Genomic DNA, 15,752 nt, shown 5'->3' with positions numbered 1-15,752 from the left:
CAAGGCCCGGCCATTTTTTTTTGAAGGTTCTGACGATGACCACACAGAGGATCGGGCGACTGAGATGGTGGATCATCAGCTTGGTCACATTAGGCACGGTCCTCAATTACCTCGCCCGCTCCTCCCTGTCGGTGGCCGCCCCGACCCTCAAGGCGACGTTCGACATGAGCACCCAGCAATATAGCTGGGTCGTCGCCGCCTTTCAGGCCGCCTATACCGTGTCCCAACCCTTGGCCGGCCTGGCGCTCGACTGGATGGGGGTGCGGCTTGGCTTCGCCTTGTTCGCGCTCGGATGGTCGGCGGCCAATTGCTGCCATGCCTTTGCAACCGGCTGGCCGAGCTTTGCGGTTTTCCGTGGGCTGCTTGGCCTGACCGAAGCGGCGGCGATCCCGGCCGGGATCAAGGTCGTAGGCGAGTGGTTTCCTCCGGTCGAACGCACGGTCGCCACCGGCTGGTTCAATATCGGATCATCGCTCGGCGCCATGATCGCACCGCCGGTCGTCGTCTTCTGCATCGCTGTTTGGGGGTGGCAATCCGCCTTCATCGTGACGGGCAGCGTCGGCTTCCTATGGGCAGCCTTGTGGTATTTCGGCTATCGTAACCCGGAAGATCATCCGCGCCTCAGCGCAAGCGAGCGCGAGCATATTTTGGGCGGGCGCGCGGCCGAAGAGGCGGCATCCGATGCCGCAGCGGGGGATACGCCGCTCGGCTGGCGCGCACTGATCGTCCGCCGCGATTTCTGGAGCATCGCCATTCCGCGCTTCCTTGCGGAACCGGCATGGCAGACATTCAGCTTTTTCATTCCCCTTTATCTGGTCGAAGCGCGCGGCATGGACCTTAAAGGTATTGCCGCCTTCGCCTGGTTGCCCTTTCTCGCCGCCGACGCCGGGTCGATCATCGGCGGCTATTATGCGCCCTGGCTCATGCGGCGGTTCAACGTGTCGCTGCTGACATCGCGCAAGATCGTGATGACCACTGGCGCGCTCTGCATGATCGGGCCGGGTTGTATTGGCCTGGCGGGCAGTCCTGCTATGGCGATCGCGCTCTTCTGCGTCGGCGGTTTCGCGCATCAGATGCTATCGGGCGCGCTTCTCACGCTGTCGGCCGACCTGTTCGACCGCCGTGTCGTCGCCACGGCGACCGGCATGGCGGGCTCGGCGGCATGGATCGGCGGCTTGAGCTTCTCGCTCGTGATCGGCGCTTTGGCTGACACGATCGGCTATGATCCGCTGTTCGTTTGCCTCGCTTTGTTCGATATTGCGGGCGCGGCTATCCTGTGGACCCTGCTCCGTAAAAAGCCCTCCGCCATTCCGCTTCCGGCCTGACCCTCAAGCGACGAAAGCACAGAAAAGGGCGCTGGAATAAGCCAATTCCAGCGCCCTTTCTCTTATGCGATCATATTCCGACGATATTGACCGGCCTTACCAGTTCCACATGGTTCCGTCGGTCAAGCGCGCTACCGGAAGATAGGCGGGCTTATAGGGATATTTCGCGGCCAGCTTTTCGTCGATATCGACACCATGGCCCGGCGTATCGCCCACGAACATTTCGCCCGCCTCGAACCGGTAATCATGCGGGAATACGGCGTCGGTTTCTGGCGTATGGCGCATATATTCCTGAATGCCGAAATTGGGCACCCATGTGTCGAAATGCAGCGCCGTGCCCATTGTCACTGGCGACAGGTCGGTCGCGCCATGGCTTCCGGTCCGCACCTGATATAGGGCGGCCAGATCAGCGATCCGGCGCAGATGCGTGACGCCGCCTGCGCCGACCACGGTGCAGCGGATATAATCGATCAACTGGTTCTGGATCAGATCCTTGCAATCCCAGATCGTGTTAAAAATCTCGCCGACGGCCAGCGGCGTCACGGTATGCTGGCGCACCAGCTTGAACGCTTCCTGATTTTCCGCCGGTGTGCAATCTTCCAGCCAGAATAGCTGATAAGGCTCCAGCATCTTGCCCAGATTAGCGGCTTCCTGCGGCGTATAGCGATGATGCCCATCATGCAGCAGATGATGATCGAATCCATAGGTGGCGCGCAACTTGTCGAACAGTTTGGGCACATGGTTCAGCGCCTTGCGCGTATCCCATCCCGTGACCGACGGCAGCGCGGCATCGGCCGGTTCATAGAATAGCTTGCCGCGGCCGACGCCATAAGCATCCTTGATGCCCGGCACGCCCGTCTGCGCGCGAATCGCCTTATAGCCCATGTCGATATAGTGGCCGACCGCATCGACCGTTTCTTCAATGTCGCTGCCATTGGCATGACCATAGACCATGATGCCGTCCCGGCTCTTGCCACCCAGCAAGTCATAGAGCGGCATGCCGGCCATCTTGCCCTTAATGTCCCACAGCGCGGTATCGACCGCGCTCACCGCGCGCATCGTCACCGGGCCGCGCCGCCAATAGGCACCGCGATACAGATATTGCCAGATATCCTCGATTCGGCGGGGGTCCATGCCGATCAGGCAGGGAATGACATGGTCCTCCAGATAGGAGACGACCGCCAGTTCGCGCCCGTTGAGCGTCGCATCGCCAATGCCATAGACACCCTGGTCGGTTTCGATCTTGAGCGTCACGAAATTACGCCCCGGACAGGTGACGATGACGCGCGCTGATTGAATTTTCATGAGATACTTCCCTCACCAGTGGCCATAGTTGGCAATTACCGTTAGTGTCACTCTTGCCGATTTCAACAAAATTGGTAAGGCCTATTTTCAGGCGAGGGTAGAAAAATGATTGAGACAGGCAAAAGCGCCGGTGGATCGGTCCCGATGGACGGTACCGAGCGGCTATATCAGAAGCTGGCACGCCGATTGTTCGAGGATCTGGCGACCGGCCGCTATGCGATTGGCGACCGCCTGCCGGCCGAGCGCGAACTGTCGGTCATGCACGGCGTCAGCCGTCCGGCCGTGCGCGAGGCGATGATCGCGCTGGAAGTCCAGGGGTTGATCGAAGTGCGGATCGGGTCCGGTGCCTATGTCCGCGCGCTGCCGGGTGATCAGGACCGGCCGGGCTTTACCGTCACCGCCTTCGAACTGATGGAGGCGCGCCTGTTGGTTGAAGGCGAAGCGGCGGCGCTGGCCGCAGTCAACATCCGCGACGACGAACTCGAAGAACTCGACCGGCTAGTCCTGAAAATGTCGGAGGAAAATCTCCTCCCCGGCGTCAGCACTGAAGCCGATCGCGCCTTCCACCTGCTCATAGCTTCGGCCACGCGCAACGCGGTGATCCACAATCAGGTAGAGGAAATGTGGCGCTTGCGCTCGACCTCGCCCGACTGCGCACTGCTGCTCGAAAAGGCGCGCACCGCCAATATCCAGCCCGTGGTGGCGGAACATAGCGTCGTGCGCGATGCTCTCCATGCCCGCGATCCCGCCGCCGCCAGGGCCGCGATGCGCGCGCATCTCGGCTCGGTCATCGATCATCTGCTGTTCACGATCGAGGAAGATGCGATCGAGGACGCCCGCCGCACCATCGCTTCCACCCGTGCGCGCTATGCCCGCGCCGCAACTCTATAGGTTTCGTTCATGCGTCCGCTGATCCTGCATCCAGACCGTCTGTTCCCGACCGATCCGTCCGTCCGTCCTATCGCGCGCCGCCTCTATGAAGCCGTCGCGGGCCTGCCGATCATCAGTCCCCATGGCCATACTGACCCGCGCTGGTTCGCGCAGGATCAGCCCTTCGGCAATGCCAGCGAATTGTTGCTGACGCCCGACCATTATGTCTTTCGGATGCTCTACAGCCAAGGCATATCGCTCGACATGATCGGGCTGGTGCCCAAAGGCGGCGAGGGCACCTCTGTCGATCCGCGCGCGGCATGGCGCATATTGGCGGAAAATTACACGCTGTTCCGCGGCACGCCCTCGCGCATGTGGCTCGACTGGGTTTTCGCCGAAGCCTTCGGCCTGACCGTCCAGCTCGAAGCGGCCAGCGCCGACCTTTATTATGACACCATTACGCAGGCGCTGGCGACCGAGGCCTTCCGCCCGCGCGCGCTTTATGACCGCTTCAATATCGAAGTGATCACGACCACGGAATCGCCGCTCGACGATCTCGACCATCACGCCGCGATCCTTGCCGAAAATAATACCGCCGATGGCTGGAAGGGCAGGGTGCTGACCGCCTACCGGCCCGATCCCGTCATCGACCCGCAGTTTGACGGCTTTCGCGACAATCTGCGCAAACTGTCCGACCTGACCGGGGAAGATGCGTTCGACTATAAGGGCTATCTCGCCGCCCACCGCCAGCGCCGCGCCTTTTTCGCCAGCATGGGCGCGACCTCGACCGATCACGGTCATCCAACCGCCGCGACCGCCGATCTGTCGGATGCAGAGGCACAAGCGCTGTTCGCCCGCGTGACCGCCGATAGCGTGTCCGATGCCGACGCCGAACTGTTCCGCGCCCATATGCTGACCGTCATGGCCGGGATGAGCGTCGAGGATGGCATGGTGATGCAGATCCATCCCGGTGCCTATCGCAACCATAATGCGTCGCTCTTCGCGCGCTTCGGCCGCGACAAGGGGGCCGATATTCCGATGGCGACCGAATATGTTCACGCGCTGCGCCCGTTGCTCAGCCGCTATGGCAATGAAGCCAACCTCACCATCATCCTCTTCACGCTGGATGAAACCAGCTATGCGCGCGAACTCGCGCCGCTCGCGGGCCATTATCCTGCGCTCAAGCTCGGTCCGGCCTGGTGGTTCCATGACAGTCCCGAAGGTATGCGCCGGTTCCGCAACCAGATGACCGAGACCGCCGGCTTCTACAATACGGTCGGCTTCAACGACGATACCCGCGCCTTCCTGTCGATCCCGGCGCGCCACGATGTCGCGCGGCGGATCGACTGCGGTTTCCTCGCCCAATGGGTGGCGGAACATCGCATGGAGGAATGGGAGGCTGCCGAACTGGCGGTCGACCTGTCCTACACGCTGGCCAAGAAGGCGTATAAGCTGTGAGATTGTCGCAAGAGACCATCGCCGCACTGAACGCCGACGTCGAACGGCCGGGCTATGACCGCGCGGCCCAAGCCTGCGGCATTGTCCATTTCGGCATCGGCGCTTTTCACCGCGCGCATCAGGCGGTCTATACCGACGATGCCATGGCGGCGGGCGACCGCGATTGGGGCATCACCGGCGTATCGCTGCGATCGGGCGATGTCGCGGATCAGATGGAGCCGCAGGACGGCCTGTTCACCGTGTCGGAACGCGGCAGTGGCAGCCCGCATACCCGCCTGATCGGCACAGTGCAGCGCGTGATCGTCGCGCCGCGCGATCCCGCCGCCGTCGTCGCGGCGCTGGCCAGCAGCAGCACGCACATCGTCAGCTTCACCGTGACGGAAAAAGGCTATTGCCGCACACCGGCTGGCCAGCTTGACCTGTCCCTGCTCGAACCGGAACTGGTCAAGGGCGCAACCCCCAGCAGCATCTACGGCTTCCTCGCCGCCGGGCTGGGGCGTCGACGCGCGGCCGGCCTTGCGGGCCTGACGCTCGTAAGCTGCGATAATCTCGCGGAAAATGGCGCGGTCCTGTCGGGCCTGCTCAACGCCTATCTCGATCGCGTCGATCCCGGCCTCGCCGCCTGGTTCCGCCGCGAATGCGCGTGCCCCTCCACCATGGTCGATCGCATCGTGCCCGCGGTCACCGATGCCGACCGCCAGCAGATCGCCGACACCATCGGCCTGGAGGATGCCGCCGCCGTCATTACCGAACCCTTCCGCCAATGGGTGATCGAGGATCGCTTTGCCGGACCGCGCCCTCGCTGGGAAGTCGGCGGCGCGCAACTGGTATCCGATGTGCGTCAGCATGAAGCCGCCAAGCTGCGGATGCTCAATGGCGCCCACTCCGCGCTCGCCTATCTCGGTCTCGCGCAGGGCCATGACTTCGTGCATCAGGCGATCGCCGATCCCACCCTGCGACCCCTGATCGAACGGCTCATGCGCGACGAAGCGGGCGTCAGCCTAGGCAGCGACCCCGGCCTCGACATCGACGCCTATGCCGCGCAATTGCTCGCGCGTTTCGCCAATCCCGCATTGCCGCACCGCCTCGCCCAGATCGCGATCGACGGGTCGCAGAAAATCCCGCAACGCTGGCTGGAACCACTCGCGATCAACCTGGCCGCAGGCCGCGCCTGCCCGGCAACATTGAAAGCCTTGGCCGCCTGGATGCTCCACGTCCGCGGCGACGCGCGGCCGGTGGATGATCCTATGGCCGCGCAGCTTGCCGCCCTATGGCAATCGGCGGGAACCGACGGCATCGTGACCGCCTTGTTCGGCGAACAGGGACTGTTCGCCGATCGCTGGACCGTCACCGACCAGAGCCACGCTCTGCTCCAGGCCGAAGTGGATCAGAGGACGGCTGCCTGATCGGCCGCTATTTCAATCGCATAATGGATGGGCTTGAAGCTGCCGCCATTGGAATCGGGCGCGGAACAGGCGGTGAGGCCAATGATCAGGTCCATTTCCGCCCGGAACTGGATGTGATCACCCGCCTTGCTGACGGGCGGCAGCACGCGCAGCTTGCCGTCCGGCGCAACCGGCACGTTCATGAAGCAATTAAACGCCACCGGAATCGCATCCGGCTCGATCCCATAGGGAGCCAGCGCTTCGGCCAGATTGCCGAAACAGCCGCGATGCGGCTCCAGGTCGGGGTAGAAATGGTGGAACGTGTCGATGGAGCAGGGCGTCAGCAGAAAATCATGACGGCCCACCGTATCCGCGATGATAGTCAGCATCACCTGCGACCGGTTGGAATAGAGCGCATGCCCGGTGGTCAGGCTGATCGTCTCGGCATAATCCAGCGTCCGCCCGGACGAGATGACCTCCCGCACATCGGCGGCACTATAGGCCAACAGGTCCGCCACCTGTTCGCCCTTGGGGTCGATCACCGTCAGCACTGCCCCGCGCGTTAAACGGAACGCCGCACCGCTCCGCTCGGCGATCACCTGCAAGCCATCGGTCATGCTTTCTCTCCCCGATATTCGAACGGCGCAACCCATTGATCGCCCACCGCGCGTCCGGAATATTGCCGCGCCTCGCTATTTTCGCCGTGCCGCTCCAGCATCGGGTTGCGCGACCCGGCCAGCGCTTCGTCGCGCACCAATATCTTCTCGCGCATCGTCTCATATTTCCCTTCGGCGCGCAGTTGCTCGAACTGGTCGTGCAGGTTGAAGATCAAGCTAGGGTATTTGAACCGGCGCGCCGGTCGGCTGGCGCGCGGATGCAGGCCGACGATGAAATAGGCCTCGCCCCCGAAACTCAGCGAAAAATGCGGATTGGTCGGATCGGCGCTGACCCGATCGTCATAATCCTGGCCCCGCCACGCATCCTTGTCGCTCAGCGATTGCACCCGGTCCCACAAGGCATGCTCGAACGCTTCCTCCGACAAATCCTCCGGCCCTTCGAACACCGCCGCAAAGCTGCGGAACAGCCCCGGCTGGTCCTTATACGCGCTGGTAAAGCCCAGCAGCGCATCATGCACGCGCAGATCGTCCCATGCGCTGTCGATGCGATTGCACGCCAGCGTCACGAGATTGCCCCGCGCCAGTGCGGCCTTCGCGCCGACGCAGGGGAAAGCCGGCGCCACGATATGATCCTGCAACTCGGCTTCGAGTTGGACTTGGGACTTATGGGTCCAAGGAAACATGCTGCATTCCGTTTCATTGTCTGCGTCGGGCGGAGCAGGCGCTCCCGACTGGGGCGACGCGCTTTCAACCGCTCGACTCTCCGTTTGTTTCGGCTGCGATAACGTCTCGACCTCAAAATTGGTCGCACCCGTCGCACGGGAATCGGACTGATACAGATTAGTGCGCCCCGCCTGGCGTCGCGTCCGGGTCTGGGCTGAGCTTGTCGGGATCGCGTCCATGCATCCGGTCGAGCAGTCGCATCGCCGGTGTCACGGTCAGCCCATGCAGCAGGATCGACAGCACAGCGACCAGCCCGACGATCGCCCATAGCCGCTCGCCCGTCTCCAACGGCATGTGATTGAGCCCATAGGCCAGATAATAGAATGACCCGACGCCGCGAATGCCGAAAAAGGCCAGCGTCAGCTTTTCCGGCCATGCCGCGCGGAACCCGATCATCGCCAGCAGACCCGCCAGCGGCCGAACGATCAGGATGATGGCCAAGGCCGCCGCCACATCCGTCCATCGCAATGCGCTCAGCAACCCGTTGGCGAGCGCGCCGCCCAGCAGGATCAGCACCACCATCATCGCCAACCGCTCGATCTGCTCGGTGATATTATGCATGGCATGGTTGAAATCATGGTCATGATGCGACCGGCGCAGCGTCAATGCCGTGACGAAGACGGCCAGAAAGCCATAGACGTTGATGATTTCGGTCAGCCCATAAGAGACGAAAGTGGCGGCAATGGCGATCAGGCCATCGCCCGTCTTCGACAATTTCGTTTCCGCCGGAACATGGTAGGTTAGCCAGCCGAAGACCTTGCCGATCACCCAGCCGCCCGCGACACCGCCGCCAATCTCCCATAACACACTTTCCAGCACCCATTTCTGCGCCCATGGCTCACCGACCGACGCCGCCAGTCCCAGCGCCAGCGCCAGATTGACGAAGGGAAAGGCCAGCCCGTCATTCAGCCCCGCTTCGGACGTCAGGCCAAACCGCACCTCATCTTCCTCGCCCGTCTTGGGCGGCCCCACCTGCACATCGGCGGCCAGCACGGGATCGGTCGGCGCCAGGCTCGCGCCCAGCAGAAGCGCCGCGACCCAGGGCAGGCCCAGTCCCCACCCGCCGATCGCGGTGATCGCCACGATGCTGATCGGCATGGTGACGATCAGCAACCGCCAGGTCACCCCCCAGCGCCGCCAGCTGAACGACCGATCCAGCTTCAACCCCGCGCCCATCAGTGCGATGATGACGACGAACTCCGTAAACCGTTCGGTAATGTCGGGATAATCCAGCGGCATCGGCCGCAGCGTAACGGCGGGAATGGAAAAAACGGCCGCACCGATCCCGATGCAGATGATCGGCAACGACAGCGGCAACTTTTTCAACGCCAGCGGCAGCCAGGCGACCAGGGCAATCAACACCCCCGCGCCAGTTAACCAGAGGATATAGGGTTCGGGCGCGGAGAAATGGAGCATCGTTGCGTAACGGTCGGCGCGCCGAAGCGTTGCCTTTTCTGCTTAAATGGAACGACAGGCTTGGCGACTTGTTGGTTTCGGGACAAGCGCTTGGCGACCTGCAAGGAGCAGAATATGATATTTGATAGCTGGCCCGAATTGCTGCGCGTCGTGGCGCTTGGCGCGGCTGCCTATCTGGCGCTGGTCACGACTTTGCGTATCAGCGGCAAACGCACGCTGGCAAAGATGAATGCTTTCGATCTGGTCGTCACGGTTGCGCTAGGATCGACATTGGCGACGATCCTGCTGTCCAAGGATGTTGCCTTGGTCGAAGGCGTCGTCGCCTTCCTCCTCCTGGTGGGCCTGCAATATCTGATCGCCGCCTTGTCCGTGGGCTTTCCTTGGATCGAAAATCTCGCCAAATCCGAGCCAAGAGCCTTGCTGCACAATGGCGTGCCCGATGAGGCCGCCCTGCGGCAGGAGCGGGTGACGCAGGACGAATTGCTCTCGGCCGTCCGGGCGGCTGGCTTTGGTGGCCTTGATCTGGTGGCTGCCGTCATTCTGGAAACCGACGGCAGCTTCAGTGTCGTGTCCAGGGAAAAGGTCGGTTCGCGATCGGCAATTCCGATGGTCAAGGGCGTCGCCACATGAGCGCGTCTGATCGTGGCGATCTGGCGCAGGACCGCACCGACTTCGCCGAAGACCGCACGCTGCTGGCGCATGAACGCAGCTTCGCCAGCTGGATTCGTACCGGCATGGCATCGGTGGGTATTGCGCTTGGCTTTCACGCGCTGTTCGACGCGGTCGATCCGGCCTGGGTGTCGAAGAGTATCGCATCGACGTTTCTGCTGATCGCGATTTTCATATTCATATCCGCCGAACGCCGCGCCTGTCGCATCAGGGGCCGACTGGATGCGCACAGCGTCGCCGCGCTGCGGCCAGTGCGCATCCGGCTGATGGCGTGGAGCCTGATTGCGGCGACGCTCGGATTGCTGGCAGCGATATGGGCGCTTGTCCGCGCCTGACCCTTATCCCTTTTTGCTGCCCACGCCTTTCATATAGCGTTCCATGCCCTCCAGATAGGCGGGGTTGAGCATCAGGGCGCTGTTCGCCATGCGCTCGACATGCCGCCCCATGGACGGGCCGACCTCGGCCGCCAGTTCGATCGCGATCTTGGCCGCGCCCATCTGCTCGGCATTCTGCTTGGTCAGATGGCGGCAGAAGTCCAGCGCCGCTTCGTCAAACCCGGCATCGGGCAACACGTCATGCACCAGACCCATGATGAGCGCGCGGTCGGCATCCGCCTTCTGGTTGCCCATGATCAGCCAGCGCGCCCAGTGCGGCCCGCAGATGCGCGTCAGGCGGCTGACACCGTTGGAGGCGGGCAGTACGCCAAACAAGCCTTCGGGAAAGGAAAAGGCAGCGGATTTCGCTGCCAGCCGGAAATCGCACGACAGCGCCATTTCCAGCCCACCACCGACGCAGGTCGCATGAATGGCGCTGACGATCGGCTTTTCGATATGCTCCATCTCGTCATAGATGCGCTGCATGCCGTTGAGGTTGAGCCGATGATTTTCGCGAATGCCCGACGGGGTGCGCGGATAGTCCGGGTTGGTCCCGCTTTTCAAATCCGCGCCCGAACAGAAATAGCGCCCGGTCGCGCGGATCAGCATCACCCGCAATTCCGGCGTATCGCGAAAGCGCAACAGCGCTTGTTCGAACAGCGCCATCGTCTGCGCCGACAGGGCGTTGAGCTTATCCGGCCGGTTCAAAGTTACAATCAGGATGCCGTCTTGGTCCTGCGTCAGCAGATGCGGGGCGTCGCTCATATCGTCATCCTTCAGGCGCGGGTACGCGGCAGGCCCAGCGCGCGCTCGGCGATCATGGAACGATGGACCTCGCTCGTCCCACCATAAATGGTCGCGCCCTGCGCGTGGCGGTAGAACATGTTGATCTCCGCCGCCGCCCCCTTGCGCTTGGACAGGGACAAGGGCGCGGTCAGGTCCAGCAAGTCGCGTGCATCGCTCTGAAACTTCTCGGAACTGAACATCTTGGCCATCGGTCCATAGGCCAGGTTCAGCTTCTTCTCCATGCTTGCCCAATTGGCGCGAAATGCGATCAGTTCGGACGCCCACAGATTGGCCGCGGTGCGCGCCAGCCGCGCCTGCGCCCCGGCGTCGGCAATCAACGGCTGGCCATCGCGCTGTATCTCCCGGCACAGTTTTTCGGCCGCATGCAGCATCGCGCGCTGATATTTAGCAAAACCGCCACCATGCTCCAGTTCCAGGCTTGCGCTCATCGTCCGCACCCCACCATCCACCGCGCCCAACCGCCAACTGTCGGGTATCTTCACCCCGTCATAGAAGGTGATGTTGGTGCGCTCGTCCTGAAAGGTATGGACCGGCTGGATCGTCACGCCTTCGGCCTTCAGCGGCACGATGAACATGGTCAGCCCCTTATGCTTGGCCACGTCCGGGTTGGTCCGGCACAGCATCAGCACATAGGTCGACAGGTTCGCCCCGCTGGTGAACATTTTGGTCCCATCGATCCGCCAGCTACCATCGGCTTCCTGCGTCGCGCGGCATTGCGCGGCGAATACGTCGGACCCTGCGCCCGGCTCGGAATAGCCCAGCGAGCAGATGACTTCGCCGCGCATGATTTCGGGCAGGATCGCCGCCTTCAACTCCTCGCTGCCAAAGCGATGGACGATCAGCGCGACCATCTGCGTAACATTAGCAGCCGGATTATTATAACCCTCCGCCTCGAACGCATCCATTGCGGCGGTCTTTTCATAGGCGGAAAGCCCGCGCCCGCCGACATCCTGCGGCAAGCCCACATAGAGCAGATTCTGCGCCGCCAATTTGCGGTTGAGGACGGGGTTATAGCCCTCCCAGCTATAATGAAACGCCTCGCGCATTTCCGGCGTCACATGGGCGGCGAAGAAATCCTCTATCTCCTGGGTGATGGCGCGCGCGTCGTCGCCCAGATCGAAATTGACCGGCATGTCGCCCGCATCAGGCAAGGCCGCCTGCTCGCCCGCATAGAGCCGCCGCCCGGCCTCGCCTATCAACCGTTGCGGATCACCCAGCAGCAAAGGCCAGGCCTTGGCGCGCAGGTTGAACAGGAAAATATCATATTCGGTGGTCAGGCCATAACCGCCGAAAGTGTGCAGCGCCTGTGCCACTGCGCGGCCCGCCGCATCGCTGTTCCACCAGGCCGCAATACTGATCGCCGCGCCAGCCTCCGGCGCGCCATCGGCAATGTCGCGGATCGCCTTCCACACCAGGAATTTGCCGCCGTCGACATCGCACAGCAAATCGGCGAGGGGGTGGGAAATCCCCTGAAATTGGCCGATATACTGATCGAACTGCTTGCGCTCGCACGCATAGGCCGCCGCCAGCTTCAACGCCTCGCGCCCGATCCCGGCTAGGCCAGCCGCGATCAGCAGTTTCCATTCCTCGATACCGCTGGCGAAGGTCGCAACGGCGTCCGCGCCGGACGCCAGCACGACCTGCGGCAAGGCGCCAAGGTCGATTTGTGCCATCGGCGTATCGGCCAAATTCTCCTCCGCCACGCGCGCGCCGTCCGGCACGTCGATCAGAAGGATGTCGTCACCCCGCCGCGCCACGACAGCCTGCACCACCTGACCTCCGCCGATCCACTGCACCGGCTGCGTGGGGATATCGTGGAAGGCGATGCTCGCGACCGCTTCGCCCGCCATGACCCGGCCGAGCAGGTCGGTCGCCGCGTCGCCGCCCAGCAAAGCCAGCATCCGCGCCGCCACCAACGTTTCGGCCAGCGGCCCCGACACCAACGTCCGGCCCGCTTCTTCCATCAAAAGGACGGCATCGAACAGGCCAAGCCCCAGGCCGCCTGCTTCTTCCGGCACGCGGATCGACAAAGCACCCAATTCCGCCAAACCCGTCCACAGCGCCGGATCGAAACCCGAAGGTGCCGCCGCGCGCACCCGCGCGATGCTGCTATGCTCGTCCAGAAAGCGCACGAACATGTCGCGCATCATTTCCTGGTCATCGGTCAGGTCGAAATTCATGGGACTATGCCTCTACTCTCAATCCTCCCCCGTAAGGGGAGGGGAACATGGTGGGCGTGTCTGCCCCCTAACCCTGCGCAGGCGCGGACCGGCGCATCATGACGCTCAGGTCCACTTGTCCGGTGGCGACCCCGCCCATGAAACCGCCATCGACCGGGAAAACGACGCCATTGACGATGCTCGCCAGATCGCTGTTGATCAGCACCAGCCCCGCCGCTTGCTCTTCCGGCGTCGAATAGCGCCCCATCGGCTCGGCGGCGGCCGCGACCACATCCTTGCCCGACGTCGCCTCGAACGCCGCCATCATCGGCGTCTGGGTGGGGGAGGGCAGGGTGCAGTTGATGCGGATACCCTGTTTGATCAAATGCGCGCCCATAAACTGGGTCCACACGATCACATTCTCCTTGGAGAAGCTGTAGCCCTCCTTGACCGTGTCCATATTGGCATCGCACCAGGCGATCGCCGCGTCGAACCCCTTGGTGGTGACGAATTCCATATTGGTCGGAATCCGGCGGCTCCACCCCATCCCGCCGGTGGACGCGATGCTGACGATCGCGCCACCCGGTCCCATCAGCGGCAAGACCTGCTCGGTCAAATGACGCAGGCCGATGAAGTTCACCTTCATCACGTCCATCGCTGGAAAGGATTGCGGCAGTCCCGCACAGTTGAACAGCGCGTCCACCTTGCCGCCAATGCCTGCCACAGCAGCGTCGATCGAGGCCGTATCGCGCAGGTCGACATTGTGGAAAGACGCCAGCGGCAGCGCGCTGTCCTTATAGTCCAGCCCATGCACCTCCGCGCCCAGGCTCAGCAACAGTTTCGCCGTCGCCTCCCCCATGCCCGAAAAGCAGCCGGTCACGATCACGCGTTTGCCCTTATAGCCCAACAGGTCGCTCATCATACTCTCCGATTATATAGGAATGTCAGGCTTTGGCCGCCGGGGGCCAGCTGATGCGGCCATCATCTTCTTCAACGAAGATGATGCGTTCGGGGCAGGCACGCGCGCCATTTCTGGCCGCCTTTTCCATGCCTTCAGGGACGGTGAAGCCCTCGGTTTGGATATAGCCGTCATCGTCCAGCGGATAGAGGGTTGCGGACACGGCGGCGCAGCGGGCATTGCCCACGCAACCGGCCTTTTCGATGCGGATCTTCATGCAGCCACTCCAGCGATTTTCAGCCCGTCTTAGAGAGGAGATTGAGGGACCGATCAACATCTCCGCCCGCTCAATCGCTGCCACGATACGCAAGGGAGGCCTTCCGGCCAGCAATCGTCGGAGCGGTATATGGACCAGGGCCGCGGGACACATTTGCCTTTAGGCTCCATGCGCGCGAAACCGGGATAAACGATAAACAGATTTGCCGGAGACTTGCATGGATCACGCCCTCAGCCCCGCCGCCCCGCAGCCCGCCCATGTGCCCGACGCACTGGTCTATGATTTCGACATCCATGCCGATCCCGGCCTGCTCGACGATCCGCATGTCCGCATCATGGACCTGCTGCGCAACGCGCCTCCGGTATTCTGGACCCCGCGTAACGGTGGCGGCTGGATGGTATTGACGCATGCCGCCAATTATGAGGCGTCGCGCGATACCGAAGCCTTCTCCAGCGAATTCGTGCCGCAGGACAAGATGAAGGCGCTGCTCGCCTCGCTGCCCCCCGGCGCGCCGCATATTCCCCAGCCGATCCCGATCACGCTCGATCCGCCCGAACACACCAAATATCGCCAGCCGCTGCAAAAAGTCTTCTCGCCCAAGACCATCTCGGCGCTGCGCGACAGCATCCGCGAGCTGGCCGGCGACCTGATCGAGGCGATCAAGCCTGATGGCCGCTGCGAATTCATGAGCGCGGTGGCTGAACCTTTGCCGGTACAGGTGTTCCTCAAGATGCTCGGCCTGCCGCTCGATCGGCTGCCCGAATATCGCGCCATCGTGAAGGAGCATATGGAAGCGATCGATGGCGATCGCGAAGGCTCGATGCGTCGCCTTCAGACGATCGCGGCGGCCATGCGCGACACGTTGCTCGACCGGCGCGACAATCCGCGCGACGACATCATCTCCATGCTCTGGAAGCTGGAAATTGATGGCCAGCCGACGACGCTCGCCGACATGGAAAATTATGGCGTGCTGCTCTTCATCGCCGGGCTCGACACGGTGATGAACGGCATGGGCCTCGCCATGCGTGGTCTGGCCGTGGACACCGATCTTCAGCGCAAGCTGCGCGCCGAACCCAAGCTGATCGCCGAAGCCGCCGAAGAAATGCTGCGCCGCTACACCTTCACCGTGCCGATGCGGGTCGTGAAGCGCCCCGTCGAACTGTCCGGCGCCAAGATGATGCCCGGCGACATGGTCAAACTGTTCCTGCCCGCCGCCGATCTCGACGCAAAAGAATTTCCGCAGCCCGACGTCTATGATCTCGATCGCGAAAACAACGTCCATATCGCCTTTGGCGTCGGCCCGCATCGCTGCCTCGGCTCGCATCTCGCGCGCGTCGAATTGCAGGTTCTCTATGAGGAAATGCTGGCACGCATGCCCGAATTCCGGCTTGATCCTGATCATCCGCCGGTCTTCCATGGCGGCCATGTCATCGGCATCGAAAGCATGCACCTGGTCTGGGACGTCTGAT

At 62.7% G+C, this 15,752-nt stretch carries 15 protein-coding genes; 7 read left to right on the top strand and 8 right to left on the bottom strand.

Features of this window, described 5'->3' with window-relative positions; translation table 11 throughout:
* The first annotated feature begins 35 nt into the window (after positions 1-35).
* On the top strand, positions 36-1,325 hold the full coding sequence (locus tag SxD43FB_RS12290) for an MFS transporter (RefSeq protein ID WP_096062469.1): 1,290 nt from the start codon (positions 36-38) through the stop codon (positions 1,323-1,325).
* Between the two features lie 96 nt (positions 1,326-1,421).
* Here the strand turns inward: SxD43FB_RS12290 and manD are convergent, their stop codons facing one another.
* Entirely contained in the window at positions 1,422-2,630 is a 1,209-nt protein-coding gene (manD, locus tag SxD43FB_RS12285) for a D-mannonate dehydratase ManD (protein ID WP_096062423.1), read from the bottom strand.
* 105 nt (positions 2,631-2,735) lie between these two features.
* Between manD and SxD43FB_RS12280 the strand changes: the two genes are divergently transcribed.
* Genes SxD43FB_RS12280 through SxD43FB_RS12270 form a run of 3 tightly spaced genes read left to right on the top strand, consistent with a single transcriptional unit; the run spans position 2,736 to position 6,364 of the window.
* On the top strand, positions 2,736-3,521 hold the full coding sequence (locus tag SxD43FB_RS12280) for an FCD domain-containing protein (protein ID WP_069064365.1): 786 nt from the start codon (positions 2,736-2,738) through the stop codon (positions 3,519-3,521).
* 9 nt (positions 3,522-3,530) lie between these two features.
* Positions 3,531-4,958 carry a glucuronate isomerase gene (gene uxaC / locus SxD43FB_RS12275; protein ID WP_096062422.1) on the top strand — a complete coding sequence of 476 codons (1,428 nt, stop codon included), beginning with the start codon at positions 3,531-3,533 and terminating at the stop codon, positions 4,956-4,958.
* Entirely contained in the window at positions 4,955-6,364 is a 1,410-nt protein-coding gene (locus SxD43FB_RS12270; RefSeq protein WP_176482766.1) for a mannitol dehydrogenase family protein, read from the top strand. Before uxaC ends, SxD43FB_RS12270 begins: the two co-directional genes overlap by 4 nt.
* On the opposite strand, the gene SxD43FB_RS12265 is transcribed toward SxD43FB_RS12270, so the two are convergent.
* From SxD43FB_RS12265 to SxD43FB_RS12255, 3 genes are all read right to left on the bottom strand, one after another.
* Positions 6,346-6,960 (bottom strand): urea carboxylase-associated family protein, encoded by a 615-nt coding sequence (locus SxD43FB_RS12265; RefSeq protein ID WP_096062421.1) that lies wholly within the window; start codon positions 6,958-6,960, stop codon positions 6,346-6,348. The two genes, SxD43FB_RS12270 and SxD43FB_RS12265, sit on opposite strands and share 19 nt — an antisense overlap.
* Positions 6,957-7,643 carry a guanitoxin biosynthesis heme-dependent pre-guanitoxin N-hydroxylase GntA gene (gene gntA, locus SxD43FB_RS12260; protein ID WP_096062420.1) on the bottom strand — a complete coding sequence of 229 codons (687 nt, stop codon included), beginning with the start codon at positions 7,641-7,643 and terminating at the stop codon, positions 6,957-6,959. The genes SxD43FB_RS12265 and gntA overlap by 4 nt, the downstream gene beginning before the upstream one ends.
* A gap of 157 nt (positions 7,644-7,800) precedes the next feature.
* On the bottom strand, positions 7,801-9,099 hold the full coding sequence (locus SxD43FB_RS12255; protein WP_096062419.1) for a cation:proton antiporter: 1,299 nt from the start codon (positions 9,097-9,099) through the stop codon (positions 7,801-7,803).
* Positions 9,100-9,213: 114 nt separating this feature from the next.
* On the opposite strand from SxD43FB_RS12255, the gene SxD43FB_RS12250 reads away from it, so the two are divergent.
* Both SxD43FB_RS12250 and SxD43FB_RS12245 read left to right on the top strand, forming a co-directional pair.
* A complete protein-coding gene (locus tag SxD43FB_RS12250; RefSeq protein ID WP_096062466.1) occupies positions 9,214-9,729 on the top strand; it encodes a YetF domain-containing protein in 516 nt (171 codons plus the stop codon).
* The gene (locus SxD43FB_RS12245; RefSeq protein ID WP_069064360.1) at positions 9,726-10,103 is read left to right on the top strand and encodes a DUF202 domain-containing protein; all 378 of its coding nucleotides are present in this window, start codon (positions 9,726-9,728) and stop codon (positions 10,101-10,103) included. Before SxD43FB_RS12250 ends, SxD43FB_RS12245 begins: the two co-directional genes overlap by 4 nt.
* Positions 10,104-10,106: 3 nt before the next feature.
* On the opposite strand, the gene SxD43FB_RS12240 is transcribed toward SxD43FB_RS12245, so the two are convergent.
* The 4 genes from SxD43FB_RS12240 to SxD43FB_RS12225 all read right to left on the bottom strand — a co-directional run bounded on the left by SxD43FB_RS12240 (position 10,107) and on the right by SxD43FB_RS12225 (position 14,283).
* On the bottom strand, positions 10,107-10,907 hold the full coding sequence (locus tag SxD43FB_RS12240) for an enoyl-CoA hydratase/isomerase family protein (RefSeq protein ID WP_096062418.1): 801 nt from the start codon (positions 10,905-10,907) through the stop codon (positions 10,107-10,109).
* Positions 10,908-10,918: 11 nt separating this feature from the next.
* Positions 10,919-13,129, bottom strand: a complete 2,211-nt coding sequence (locus SxD43FB_RS12235; protein ID WP_096062417.1) for an acyl-CoA dehydrogenase — start codon at positions 13,127-13,129, stop codon at positions 10,919-10,921.
* Between the two features lie 67 nt (positions 13,130-13,196).
* Positions 13,197-14,027, bottom strand: a complete 831-nt coding sequence (locus tag SxD43FB_RS12230) for a coniferyl-alcohol dehydrogenase (RefSeq protein WP_096062465.1) — start codon at positions 14,025-14,027, stop codon at positions 13,197-13,199.
* A 25-nt stretch (positions 14,028-14,052) separates the two neighbouring features.
* Positions 14,053-14,283 (bottom strand): ferredoxin, encoded by a 231-nt coding sequence (locus tag SxD43FB_RS12225; protein WP_096062416.1) that lies wholly within the window; start codon positions 14,281-14,283, stop codon positions 14,053-14,055.
* A 217-nt stretch (positions 14,284-14,500) separates the two neighbouring features.
* Here SxD43FB_RS12225 and SxD43FB_RS12220 point away from each other — a divergent pair, with 217 nt between their 5' ends.
* A complete protein-coding gene (locus SxD43FB_RS12220; RefSeq protein WP_096062415.1) occupies positions 14,501-15,751 on the top strand; it encodes a cytochrome P450 in 1,251 nt (416 codons plus the stop codon).
* Position 15,752: the final 1 nt, after the last annotated feature.

Source organism: Sphingobium sp. D43FB (genome assembly GCF_002312805.1).
Taxonomy (GTDB): Bacteria; Pseudomonadota; Alphaproteobacteria; order Sphingomonadales; family Sphingomonadaceae; genus Sphingobium.
This window is presented reverse-complemented; position numbering and strand designations above follow the sequence as displayed.